Origin of the sequence: Actinoplanes sp. GCM10030250 (assembly GCF_042666575.1) — a bacterium.
Taxonomy (GTDB): domain Bacteria; phylum Actinomycetota; class Actinomycetes; order Mycobacteriales; family Micromonosporaceae; genus Actinoplanes.
The window spans coordinates 115355-128226 of record NZ_JBHTDO010000003.1 but is presented as its reverse complement, the minus strand read 5'-3'; the positions used below and the strand labels follow the sequence as shown (position 1 = coordinate 128226).

Genomic DNA, 12872 nt, shown 5'->3' with positions numbered 1-12872 from the left:
GCGATGAAGGTCCTGCTGCCTGACACGGTTGAGCTTGATCCGGAACTGCCCGATGGTGCTGTCGCTTTCGTGTACGACGTGCGTCGACCGCTGCCCGACGAGCACACCGACGCCGAAGTGCTGGTCGTGTGGGGCAACCCGCCGGACACGCTCGCTGACGCCGCCCGCCGGTTGACGAATCTTCGCTGGGTGCAGACCCTTGCGGCCGGGCCCGACGCGGTTCTTCAGGCGGGCTTCGGTCCGGACGTTGTGATCACCGCTGGGCTGGGCCTGCACGATCAGACCGTGGCTGAGCACACGCTCGCGCTGGTGCTTGCGGTTGCCCGGCGTCTGCACCTGCTGGTGCGCGCGCAGATCGGGCACCGGTGGGCTCAGGAGTGGGGTGGGCTGCAGCCGGTTCATGAGACCGGGTCGTTCCGGACTCTGCGGGACGCCGATGTGGTCATCTGGGGGTTCGGGGGGATCGCTGCGACGCTGGCTCCGCTTCTCACCGCCCTGGGTGCGCAGGTCACGGGGGTGGCTCGGACTCCCGGCGTTCGCCACGGGTATCGGGTGGTCACCGAGGAGGCGTTTCCTGAGCTTCTGCCCCGTACCGATGTGTTGATCTCCATTCTTCCCGCCACGCCCGCCACCGCCCACGTTCTGAACGCTGCGGTGCTGGCTCAGCTGCCGGCGCACGCGTGGGTTGTCAACGTGGGGCGGGGGACGACTGTGGATGAGCCGGCTCTGCTTGCCGCCCTCCGCGAAGGACGGATCGGTGGGGCTGCTCTTGACGTTTTCGACACCGAGCCGTTGCCGCCCGCGTCGCCGTTCTGGGATGAGCCGAACGTTCTGATCACGCCGCATGCTGCTGGAGGGCGGCCGGTCGGGGCGGCCGCTCTGATCAGCGAGAATCTGGGCGCTTTCGTGGCCGATCGGCCGCTGCGCAACCTGATCACCCGCTGACGGCGGCGCGGGGCGTCCCCGGGTTGAGCTGGGTTGGCGGGCTGGGCGTGAGCGGGGGTTTGGGGGCGTTTTGGCACCTCTGAGTGCCAGCTGGGTTGGGCGGCTGGGCGTGAGCGGGGGTGCGGGGGCGTTTTGGCACCTCTGAGTGCCAGCTGGGATTGGGGGGAGGGGGTTAGCGGGGGGTGGAGCGGGCTCGGACGTGGAGGCGTTCGCCCTGGGGGCCGAAGAGGTTGAGGATTTCGGCGGGTTCGGGGCCCGGGTTGAGGATCAGGTGGGGGAGCCGGGTGTCGAATTCGGCGGCTTCGCCGGGGGTCAGGGTGAGGTCGTGGTCGCCGAGGATGAGGCGGACGCGGCCGGAGAGGACGTAGAGCCACTCGTACCCGTCGTGGGTTTTCTGTTCCAGGTCGCAGTCGGGGGCGTCGGGCGGCAGGATCTGTTTGAACGCCTGTAAGCCGCCCGGGCGGCGGGTCAGCGGGATGTAGGTGCGGCCGTGGCGTTCGATGGGGCGGGCCCGCACCCGGGGGTCGCCGGTTTCGGGGGCGTCGACCAGCTCGTCGAGGGAGACCTGGTAGGCGCGGGCCAGGGGGAGTAGCAGCTCGAGGGTGGGTTTGCGGGCGCCGGATTCCAGGCGGGACAGGGTGCTGACCGAGATGCCGGTGGTTTCGCTGAGCTGGGTGAGCGTGATTTCTCGTCGTTGCCGCAGGTCGCGCAGGCGTGGGCCGACGCCGTTGAGGGCTGTCTCGAGATCCGCGTCGTTTGCCATAACGGCAACAATACTTGCTGAATCGCGATGAGCGGCGCACGGTGGGCGGACACGCGACAGCCGCCGGAGAGCAGGCGGCAGAAAGCGTGGCAGCCGCCGGAAAAGGCGGCTGGCAATGGGCGCGGACGGTAGGGGGAGACTCGTGGAGCAGCAGACGTACGACGTGGTGGTCATCGGTGGCGGGGCGGCCGGGCTGAGTGGGGCATTGGCCCTCGGCCGGTCGCGGAGGTCGGTGCTGGTGGTGGACAGCGGGGAGCCGCGTAACGCGCCGGCCGCGCACATGCAGAACGTGCTGGGGCACGATGGGAAGGCGCCGGCGGAGTTGCTGGCGGCGGGGCGGGCGGAGATCAGCGGGTACGGGGCCGAGCTGGTCAGCGGGCGGGCCGAGTCGGCGGAGCGGGACGGTGACGGGTTCCGGGTCCGGCTCGATGACGGGCGGGAGGTGCGCGGGCGCCGGCTGCTGGTGACGACGGGGCTGAAGGACGAGCTGCCGGAGGTCGACGGGCTTGCCGAGCGGTGGGGGCGGGACGTGGCGCACTGCCCGTACTGCCACGGCTGGGAGCTGAAGGACCAGCGGATCGGCGTGGTGGCCACCGGGCCGCTGAGCGCGCTCCAGGCGCAGATGTGGCGTCAGATCAGCCCGCACGTGCTGCTCCTGCTCAACGGCCTGCCCCGGCCCGGTGCGGAGCAGGCGGAACAGCTCGCGGCGCGGGGTATCCCGGTGGTGGAGGAGCCGATCGCGTCGTTGCAGGTGTCCGGGGACCGGATGACCGGGGTACGGCTCACGACCGGCGAGGTGGTGGCGGTGGACGCCGTCGTGACCGGGCCGCGGTTCGTGGCGCGGTCGGCGGTGCTGGAGTCGCTCGGGCTGAAGCCGGTCGAGATGGAGATGCACGGCCACTCGATGGGCAGCCGGATCGTCTCGGACGAGCAGGGCGCCACCGAGGTGCCGGGGGTCTGGGTGGCGGGCAACGTCACGAACCTCGCGGCGACGGTGTCGGTGGCCGCGGCGGGCGGGCAGACCGCGGCCGCCGCGATCAACCTGGACCTGATCGCCGAGGACACCCGGCTGGCGGTGACGGCCTATCGGGAGCGGGTCACCACGATGTTCGAGGAGGAGGCCTGGGAGGAGCGGTACCGCAGCAAGCCGGCGGTGTGGAGCGGCCGGCCGAACCCGCAGCTGGTCGCCGAGGCGGAAGGACTTGATGCCGGCCGGGCCCTGGACGTGGGTTGTGGTGAGGGCGCCGACGCGGTGTGGCTGGCGAAGCGGGGGTGGCAGGTCACCGCTGTGGACATCTCCACCGTCGCGCTGGAGCGGGCGGCGGGACACGCCGCCGACGAGGGTGTGGCGGGGCAGATCGCCTTCAAGCACGCGGACCTGCGTACGGAAGCGCCTGCTGACCGATCGTACGACCTGGTATCGGCGCAGTTCATGCACCTGCCGCCGGTGGCGCGGCAGGAGCTGTACGCCAATCTGGCCCGCGCCGTCGCACCGGGCGGAACCCTGCTGATCGTGGGGCACCACCCGTCGGACCTGGCCACGACTGTCGGGCGGATGCACTTCCCGGACATGCTCTTCACCGCCGAGGAGATCGCCGCAACGCTGAACGCGGCGGAGCAGAAGGCGGACGCGGCGGGGCGGGACGCGGCAGGGGGGAAAGCGGCAGAGAGGGACGCGGCGGAATGGGACGTGGTCGCGGCCGACGCCCGGCCCCGGCCGTTCACCGATCCGCAGGGCCGGGAGATCACCATCCACGACGCGGTCCTGGTCGCCCGCCGCCGCGCCTGAAAGCCGGGATCGGGCGATTTGCCACCAAGGTACCGGCTGCCTTGCTGGAATGGGCACATGCGGCCGGATGATGCTGAAGGACCCACCGGCCCGGGTGACGATGCCCGGGCGGCGCTCGCGGCCTGGCGCGACGAGATCGCCGATCCCGGTGCCGCCAACCGACTCATCAACCTTCCGCGCGGCGGCGCCGACCTGGTCGAGATCGTCGCCCCCGCCGCGGCGGGCGTGGTGGAGGCACTGCGGCAGGGCCGCGACTGCACCCTCACCGGCGCAGGCGACGGTGGTGGGAACAGCAGCGGCGCGGGCGGTGGCGGTGGCGGGGGCGGCAAGGCGAAACAGCGCGACGTGCTGCGCACCGAGCTACCCGCCGACGTGCTGCACCCGCTGCTGCGGCGCCTGCGGCGGCACTCCCGCCAGGAGCAGGAGGACCGCGGCGTCGACGTGCTGCACCTGGCGATCGGCCTGCTGCACTGGCAGGACGCGGACGGAGCGGGCTACGCGAGCCCGCTCCTGCTGCTCCCGGTCGACCTGGTCGCGCTCGGCCCCGGCGAGGTCCCCCGCCTGCGCACCGGCGCCGGTGACCCGGTGGTCAACCCCGCGCTGATCACCCGCCTGCACACCCTGGGCATAACCCTGCCCGAGGCGGACGACCCGGCCGCGCTGCGGGAACAGATCGACGCCGCGATCGCCGGCCGCGCGGGCTGGCGTACCGCTGACGCTGTTGTCCTGGCCCGCCTCGACCCGGCCGCCGAGCAGATCCGCCGCGACCTGCTCACCAACGAGGACCGGATCGCCCGCCACCCGGTGGTCCGGGCGCTCGCCGCCGCCGACGGCACCGAGGGCGCGTTCGCCTTCGCCCCGATCAGCCCCGCCGAGATCGACGTGCTGGCGCCGCCGGACGACACCCCGCTGGTGCTCGACGCCGACGCCTGCCAGCGGGCTGTCGTGGCCGCCGCCCTGGAGGGGCACAGTTTCGTCGTCGACGGCCCGCCCGGAACCGGCAAGTCGCAGACGGTCGCCAACATGATCGGCGCGCTGGCGCACGCCGGTAAGCGGGTCCTGTTCGTCTCCGAGAAGGCCGCCGCCCTGGACACCGTTCAACAGCGGCTCGCGTCCGCCGGGCTCGGCAACTACCTGCTCGACCTGCACGGGGCGAAGGGCTCCCGGAAGCAGGTGGCCGCCGCTCTCGCCGCCGCTCTCGACGCGGTGCCCCTCGCGGACCCGGCGATGGACGAGAGCGACCGGGACACACTGCGGCAGCGGAGGGCCCAGCTCAACGCGTACGCCGAAGCAGTGAACGAAGCCCGCGAACCGCTCGGCCGCAGCCTGCACGACGTGATCGGTGCCCACGCCCGGCTCGCCGGTGTGCCGGAGGCACCCGCTCCCGGCTTCCAGCCGTCCACCCTGACCGACGCCTCGCTGGAGCGGATCCGCGAGGCCGCCGCCCGTCTCGCCGCGGCCTGGCGACCGGCCGTCGAGCGCAGTGGTTTCCGCTGGCGTGAGGTGGTCCAGCAGGAGTCGCTCGACGACGCCCTGTTCCTGGCCCAGCTCACGCTGGAGGATCTCGCGGAGGCGATGGCACCGGATGCCGCCCTGGCCGCGGCCTTCCACCTGCGGCTGCCCGCCGACGCGCCGGCGCTCGCGGAGATCACCGCGCACGCGGCGCGGCGGCCCGGCAACGTGGCGGACCAGTGGCTGACCGCGGCGGCCCTGCGGCCGATCCGGCAGGCGGCGGACGATCTGGACGAGCAGATCGAGGCGGTACGCCAGTCCACCGCCCAGGTCGAGGAACGGCTCGGCATCCACTGGGAGAACCTCGCGGCGCCGCTGGCCTCGGAGCAGATCCCGGAGCCGCCCCGGCTCGACCCGCCCGCGGTACGCCTGGAACCGCTCACCGCCGCCGACGCCAAGCTGCTGGCCGGCCGGTTCGCCGCGGACGCCGACGAGCTGGAGCACCAGCAGCGCAACCTGGACCGGGTGACCGGCCGGCTCGGCCTGCCCGAGGTGATCACGTTCTCGGACGTGGAGCTGGTGAACCTGATCGCCGAACTCGGCGGCCGGCCGGACAAGCCGGAGCGGGCCTGGTTCGTGCCCGGAGCGCAGAGTGCCGTGCACAGTGCCGCGGCGGCCCTGCGGCGGCACGTCGACGCGGTCGCCGCCGCCCGGGGCGAGGCCCGGGACCTGTTCACCGACGAGGTGCTCGACGCGCCGGTCGAGGAGCTGGCGGAACGGTTCGCGACGGTGCACCGCGGCGCCCGCAAGCTGCTCGCACCGCACCGGCGTGACAAGGAAACCGTGGCCGGGCTCGCGGCGCCGGGTGCCGGCGTGGACGAGGCGGTCGCCGGGCTCGGGCTCGCGGTCGCGTGGCGGCGGGCGTACGAGGGACTGGTCGCCGCCGAGCGCCAGCACGCCGGGCTGCTCGGCCGCTACTGGCAGCGGCTCGACACCGACTTCCGGGCGATCGGGCGGGCGCTGCAGACCGCCGACGAGGCCCTGCGCGTCACGCCGCCGGAGGCACTGCCGGCCGTGGTCGAGTACGTGACCACGAACCACCCGGACGAGCTGCTGCGGGCGGTCACCGAAGCGCGGGACGTGTTCCGGCACTGGCGGGCCACGCTGAGCCCGGAGCCTTCCCCCGCCGCCCGCCCGGTGCTCGGTCAGGGCAGCGTGCAGGCCGCCGTCGCGTGGATGCGGGCCCAGGTGGCGCCGCTCGGCGAGGCCGCGGCCCTGCTGCACCAGCTGGGCGACGCGATCGGGCGTGACCTGAACGTCGCCGAGGCGGCGAACGTGCTGGAGGCCCGGCGGCGGGTGCTGGCTGCCGAGGCGGCACTGAACCAGGCGAACCACGGGTACGAGACGACGCTCGGGATCGCGTACCGGGGGCGGCACACTGACCTGCGTGCCGTCGGCGAGGCGATCGAGTGGGCGGCCGGTGCCCGTACGCTGCGCACCGGTACCGACGCCCCGCTCACCGGCGACCAGGCCCAGGCGCTCGCCGCCGTCACCACCGCTACCGACCTGGCGCCGATGATCGAGGCCTGGCAGGACGCCCGGCAACGGATCATCGAGGCGTTCGGGCCGGCCCGGCAGGTGCGCCTGGCCACCGCGCTCGACCGCTACGAGACCGCCCGTGACCTGCTACGGGACCTGCGTGACGACGCCGGCGGGCAGCGTGAGTGGTTCGAGTTCCTGGCCGCGCGAGAGGTGCTTGCCGAGTTCGGGCTCGGCACGGTCACCGATTACTGCGCTGACCACGGTGTGGAGGCGGGACAGGTCGGTGACGTGATCGAGCGTACGGCGTACCGCGCCTGGATCGACGAGGTGATCGCCGCCGACGAGCGCCTCGAACCGCTCGACGCCGCCGGCCGGACCGAGCTGATCGAGGAGTTCCGCCGCCTCGACGCCGACCTGCCCCAGGACGCGGTCGCCACCGTGATCGAGGCGGTCAACGCCCGCCGCCCGGCCGTCACTACCGGCGGCCCGGCCGCACTGCTGCGTGCCGAGGGCCTGAAGCAGAGCGGTCACCGGCCGGTACGTGAGCTGCTCGCCACCGCCTGGGACACCGTGGCCGCCCTCAAGCCGTGCCTGCTGATGCCGCCCGCCGCGGTCGCCCGGCTGCTGCCCGCGCAGGCGACGTTCGACGTCGTGATCATCGACGAGGCGTCCCGGATGACCACGGCCGCCGCGGTGGCCTGCGCCTACCGGGGAACCTCGCTGATCGTCGTCGGTGACGACGCGCAGCTGCCACCCACCGGCGACCGGACCTCGGTGCTGGTTGCGGCCAACGACAGCGGCGCGTTCACCCGCCTCGGCCTGGTCTGGCACTACCGCAGCCGGCACGAGAGCCTCATCGAGTTCGCCAACGACGCCTTCTACCGGGGCCGGCTCGTCACCTTCCCGGCCGCGCTCCCGGCGGGACCGGACCTGGGCGTCGAGCTGTTCACGGCGGCGGACGCCGAGACCGACCTGGTCGCGGCCCGCGTCGTGCACCACTTCACCAACCGGCCCGGCCTCTCGCTCGGCGTGGTCACTCTGACCGCCGCGCAGGTCGACGAGGTGGCCGACGCCGTCGACGCCGCCCTGGCCGACCGGCCCGAGCTGGAGAGCCAGCTCGGCGACTTCTTCGTCAAGTGCGCCGAGTCCGCCCAGGGCGACGAGCGCGACGTGGTGATCCTCTGCACGGGCGCCGACCTGGGCGCGGCGGGCGGTCCGACCGGGACGCGGCGCCTCGATGTGGCGATGACCCGGGCCCGGCAGCGGGTCGAGGTGGTCACCGCCATCCCGGCCGGCCGGCGCGAGGAACCGGCCGCGGAGGGGGAGCGCCGGCTCTGCGCGTACCTCGCCTTCGCGGAGCGCGGCAGCGGCAAGGGTGAGCTGGGCGACCGGACCTCGCTGGAGGACTCGGTCCTGCGGACCGTCGCGGGCTGGGGCTATGCGGTGACGGCCCAGGTCGGCGTCGGTCCGTGCCGGATCGAGGCGGGGGTACGGGCGGCCGACTCGGAAGATGCCCGATACGCCATCGGCATCCGGTGTGACGGGCCCGCCTACCAGCTGTCCCCGGCCGCCCGTGACCGGGACCGGGTCCACGACCACCTCCTGCACGGCCTGGGCTGGAACCTGTACCGGGTGTGGAGTGTCGCCTGGTACAGCAACCGGGAGGAGGAGGAGGCCCGGCTGCGCGTCGCCATCGAGAACGCCCTGGCCACCCCCGACGTGTTCGCCGCACCCGACTCCGAGCTGCTCGCCGTCCGCCCGGCCCAGCCGCCGGAGTGGGCACTGCCCTACGAGCGCGCCGAGGTGGAACCGCTGCCGTCCTCCGCCCGCGCCAGCGACGACGTCGCCCGCGACCTGCTGGTACGCACCGTCGAGCGGATCGCCGAGGTGGAGGGCCCGGTGCACGTCTCGACGGTGATCGGGCGGATCCGGGAGGCGTGGGGAATCAGCCGCGTCACCCAGCCGGTCCGCGCCGCCATCGAGGCCGCCATCCGGGCGTCCGGCGCCGGTTTCGACGGCTCCTTCGTCACGGCCGCCGGCGAGCCGATCCCCGCGGTACGCGTACCCGGCGACGGCGTCACCCGCAAGCCGGAGCAGGTCGCCGACTCGGAGCTCCAGCTGGCCCTGGAGTACCTGGTTCTCGACGCGGGCCTGGTCGAGGGCGAGGACCTGATCGCCGCGGCCGGCCGGCTCTTCGGCTGGAGCGGCCTGAAGACGGCCACGTCCCGCCTGGCCGGGATGCTCGACGAGCTGGTGTCGGGCGGCCGGCTGATCGCGCACCGCAACGGCCTGATCGCCGCACCCGCCGACGATCTGCTCGACCTGCCGGACCCGGCGACCCTGCCGCACCGGGAGACACACAGCGGTGTCCGTCTGGGTGCGGAGAAGGCAGTCACCTCATGACGGCAGTCAGCCCAGCCATTCACCGGGATCCTGGTCCGCCGCGGCCTTCAGGTCACTCAGCCGGGCCTCAGCGAGGGCGCTGATCGTGTCGGCCTCCCTCGCGGCGCGATAGGCGGTCTCCGCGGCCGGCAGATCACCCTGCCGGGCACGGAGATCCCCCATCATGCCGAGGGCCCGGGCTGCCTGTTCCGGATCTCCGGAGGCGGCGAGGTCCTCCAGCCGGGCGAGCGCTGTGTCGGTGCGGCCCTGGTCCATGTGCAGGTAGGCCAGGCAGAGCTGGGCGAAGGGGTTCCATACCGGATGGCCGGTATCGGCAGCCGTCTCGAGCGCGGTTTCCGCGCCCGCGTAATCCCCCGTGTACGACAGCACATCACTGAGCAGGACCAGAGCCCACGGCCGGCGATCCGGGTCACCGGCTGCGGCGACGTGTTCCAGGAGGGGGCGTGCCGCGTCGTACTGGTCCTGATCCATGAGGAGCGACGCCAGGTCAACCTGCGCGATCAGAATCCACCGCGGGTGGCCGGTGCCGATCGCGGCCCGGTAGGCGGACTCCGCGGCGGTGAGGTCGCCCTGTCGCCGCAGGAGGTCGCCGAGCAGGTCCAGAGCGCGGGGCCGCACCTCCCGATCGCCGGTCGCGGCGGCCTCTTCCAGCAGCCGGCGCCCGGCGTCGAACTCCCCGGACTGCCCCAGCAGATCGCCGAGGCTGACCTTGGCCTGCGGCGTGATCAGCGAGTTGCCGCAGTCGATCGCGGCCTCGAGCAGTCCGCGGGCCCGCTCGAGTTCGCCGTTGATGACGAGCAGTCCGCCGAGGTTGGCCAGTGCCGTCGGCCGGGCGCCGGGAAAACCGGATTCGACCGCGGCCTCGAGCAGCTCACGCGCCCGGTCGTGGTCCCCGGAATTGATCAGCAGGCCGCCGAGAATGGCTTGCGCCAGCGGTACGACCTGCGGGTCACCGGAGTCGATCGCAGCCTCGAGGAGTTCACGTGCGCCCTCAGGCTCGGCGATGTTCACCAGCAGCACGCTGAGGTTGGCCTGAGCGAGGGCCATGGCTTTGGGATGACCGGAGTCGATCGCGGCCTCGAGTAGCTCCCGCGCCCGGCCGGTCTCGCCGGCGGCCAGCAAGGGCCCGGCGAGATTCGCCTGCGCCAGCGGTACGACCTGCGGGTCGCCGGAGTTGATCGCGGCCTCCAGCAGCTCGCGTGCCCGGGGGAGCTCGCCGGTGATGATGAGCAGGCCGCCGAGGTTGACCTGCGCCGTCGCCCGGGCGCCGAGGCTCGCGGAGTCCAGCACGTCCTGCAGTAACTCGCGGGCCCGCACGAGGTCACCGCCGGTGACGAGCAGGCCGCCGAGGTTGGCCTGCGCCAGCGCCTTGGCACCGGGCCGGCCGGAGGCGATCGCCAGCTCCAGCAGCTCCCGTGCCCGTTCGAGGTCGCCGGTCAGCGTGAGCAGCCCGCCGAGATTGGCCTGCGCCAGCGCCACGGAATCGGGATGCCCGGACTCGATGGCAGCCTCGAACAGCTCCCGCGCCCGGCCGGGCGCACCCTGCGTGCCCAGGAGTGCCCCCTGTGAGATCTGCGCGAGCGGTCGCCAGACGGGGTGGCCGCTGTCGATCGCCGCCTGGTAAGCGGCCTCCGCGCCCGGACTGTCGCCCATCACTTTCAGCAGGTCACCGAGCAGGTGCTGGGCCCGGACCCGCAGATCAGGTTCGGCGCCGGCAACACCCTGTTCCAGCAGGTGACGCCCGGCCTCGGGTTCCCCGATCCGCCCCAGAAGACTGCCGAGGAGGATCAGCGCCAGCGGCGCGATGTGCGGGTGGCCGGAGTCGATCGCGGCCTCGAGCAGCTCCCGTGCCCGGCCGAGTTCGGTGCCGCCGAGGAGGAGGGCACCGAGGTTGACCTGCGCCAGCGGGACGGCCTGGGGATTGCCGGAGTCGATCGCGGCTTCCAGCAGCTCACGGGCATGTTCCGGCTCGCCGGTGTTGATGAGCAGGCCACCGAGGTTGGCCTGGGCCATGGCCCGCGCATCGGGGACGCCGGAGTCGATCGCGGTCTCCAGCAGCTCGCGTGCCTTCTCGAGTTCGCCGATCCGGCCGAGCAACCCGCCGAGACTGGACTGCGCCACCGGCAGGGCCTGGGCGTCCCCCGAATCGATCGCCGACTCCAGCAGTTCCCGTGCGCGATCGAACACGCCGGTGTTGACCAGCGCCGCGCCGAGATTGGCCTGCGCCATGGGCATGACCCGGGGATCACCCGATGCGAGAGCGGCCTCCATCCACTCGAGGGCGGCCGGGTAGTCACCGCTGCGCATCAGCAGGGCACCGAGGTCGACCTGGGCCACCGGTACGACACCCGGGTTCCCCGAGTCGATCGCCCGGATCAGCAGCTCCCGGCCCTGCTCGAGCCTTCCCTCCTCGGCCTCCAGATCGCCGAGGAGCAAGGCGGCCCACGGGACCACCTCATCATCGCCGGACGCGAGCGCCGTCCTGAGCGCGTTCCGCGCGACGATGTACTCCTTCCGGGTGATGGCGGCCGAGCCGATCTCCAGCAGGTCGTCCGGCGCACTGTGGTTGATGGCGAACTTCCACGTGTATCCCGGAACCTCGATCGCGCTCTCCGGCCGCTGCCCATCGGCGTAGGCGAGGATGTAGTCGAAAGCCGAGAACAGGATGCCGCCGTCCTCATGGGTGGCATCGTTTCGATGGATGGCATGGAGCAGGGCGACCGAGCCCGCCACCGGGTGCCGCGCCCACGACAGTCCGGCTGAGAAGTGATCGTCGGTGGGATCCAGGTCGGGTGCCGCGCTGACCAGGTACGGCGCGAACAGCTGCCGGAGGGTGGCACGGGGGACGGGCTGGTCCAGGCCCACGCGCCGCAGGTCGATCGCGGCCTGGACGACGGCCCAGCCGGCCGGATTGCTCTCGTAGGCGTCCTCGTAGCGTTGCTCCAGCAGGGGCGCGGCCACCAGCTGCTCGCCGATTCCGCGCCGGGTGAAGTCCTCATTCTGATAGAGGCGTTCCGCCTCCTTGCGCTCGTCGGGTTGCAGGGCGCGGGACAACGAAATCGTTCGTGCCCTGCCGAGCACCAGGCCGGCCGCCCGGCCGGTCTCCCCGGCGGCGGCCAGGACGTCGTCGCGGCGCTGCGCCCGGATCGTTCCGGCGACCACCACGGGCACGTTCGGCAGGTGGGCGAAACGGTCCAGGGCAAGCGCGTCCAGGCCGCCGGGGACGAGGTACCGGTTGATGTCGTCGAGCCACAGCACGAACCGTCCGTCCAGATCGGCTCGTTCGTTCAAGGCGGCGTGTTCGTTCGGAGCGGCTTGTTCGTTCAAGGCGGCGTGTTCGTTCGGAGCGGCTTGTTCGTTCAAGGCGGCGTACAGGTCAGCGAACTCCAGAAGGTCGGCGGGCGCGGACGGGTTGCCCCGGGGCACCAACAGCCGGGCCCTCGGCATCACCGCGCGCAGCGCCTCGAACAGCGTCCTCGACTTCCCGGCCTTGGACAGGCCGGCCAGCATCACGAAGGGCTCCCGGGAGAGAGCATCGCGCAGGCTCTCGTCCACGCGGCGGCGCACGTAGGGCTGCGCGTCCTCGGTGTACTTCGACCGGGACACCCCGATGTCGTGATAGTTGACGTCCTCCACAGCGGGCGGCCCGCCGTCGGGAGCCAGCCGGAGAGCGAGAAGGTCCTGCAGGTCGCCCCGCCGTGCGGCAGCCGGCTGGAGGAAGAAGTTGACGTCCCTCGCCCGTGCGATCTGAACGATCTTGTCGACCAGCCCGCCGCTCACCACCGCGGCGAGTTCCGGAGGGGCGTCCGATCTGACTCCCGCGGACCTCAACCGGTCGGAGAAGGTGGTGCAACCCTCGTCCGGATCGGAGAGCAGATGCTGTATCGCCTCCTCGGCCTGATCGTCGACCGCCCGCCATGCGCGGATCCCACGCCGGATGGCTTCCCGGTCGTCCATGAGCACCACCCGCCAAGCCGG

Annotated in this window: 5 protein-coding genes; 3 read left to right on the top strand and 2 right to left on the bottom strand. The window is 72.7% G+C overall.

Annotated elements, in window-relative coordinates; genetic code table 11:
* Window positions 1–3: 3 nt before the first annotated feature.
* On the top strand, window positions 4–945 hold the full coding sequence (locus ACFQV6_RS06295) for a phosphoglycerate dehydrogenase (protein ID WP_378026376.1): 942 nt from the start codon (window positions 4–6) through the stop codon (window positions 943–945).
* A gap of 172 nt (window positions 946–1117) precedes the next feature.
* On the opposite strand, the gene ACFQV6_RS06290 is transcribed toward ACFQV6_RS06295, so the two are convergent.
* Window positions 1118–1708, bottom strand: coding sequence for a helix-turn-helix domain-containing protein (locus ACFQV6_RS06290; RefSeq protein ID WP_378026375.1), 591 nt, complete (start codon window positions 1706–1708; stop codon window positions 1118–1120).
* A 142-nt stretch (window positions 1709–1850) separates the two neighbouring features.
* Between ACFQV6_RS06290 and ACFQV6_RS06285 the strand changes: the two genes are divergently transcribed.
* Complete coding sequence (locus tag ACFQV6_RS06285) at window positions 1851–3497, top strand: FAD-dependent oxidoreductase (RefSeq protein ID WP_378026374.1); 1647 nt, start codon at window positions 1851–1853, stop codon at window positions 3495–3497.
* Window positions 3498–3554: 57 nt separating this feature from the next.
* A complete protein-coding gene (locus ACFQV6_RS06280; RefSeq protein WP_378026373.1) occupies window positions 3555–8894 on the top strand; it encodes a DUF3320 domain-containing protein in 5340 nt (1779 codons plus the stop codon).
* Between the two features lie 6 nt (window positions 8895–8900).
* Here ACFQV6_RS06280 and ACFQV6_RS06275 read toward each other — a convergent pair whose 3' ends face one another.
* Window positions 8901–12851 (bottom strand): tetratricopeptide repeat protein, encoded by a 3951-nt coding sequence (locus ACFQV6_RS06275; protein WP_378026372.1) that lies wholly within the window; start codon window positions 12849–12851, stop codon window positions 8901–8903.
* Between the last annotated feature and the right edge of the window lie 21 nt (window positions 12852–12872).

Bases quoted from the DNA above. Each gene is read 5' to 3' on its own strand.
- ACFQV6_RS06280 (WP_378026373.1), top strand. From the start codon at position 3,555: ATGCGGCCGGATGATGCTGAAGGACCCACCGGCCCGGGTGACGATGCC.
- ACFQV6_RS06295 (WP_378026376.1), top strand. From the start codon at position 4: ATGAAGGTCCTGCTGCCTGACACGGTTGAGCTTGATCCGGAACTGCCC.
- ACFQV6_RS06290 (WP_378026375.1), bottom strand. From the start codon at position 1,708: ATGGCAAACGACGCGGATCTCGAGACAGCCCTCAACGGCGTCGGCCCA.
- ACFQV6_RS06275 (WP_378026372.1), bottom strand. From the start codon at position 12,851: ATGGACGACCGGGAAGCCATCCGGCGTGGGATCCGCGCATGGCGGGCG.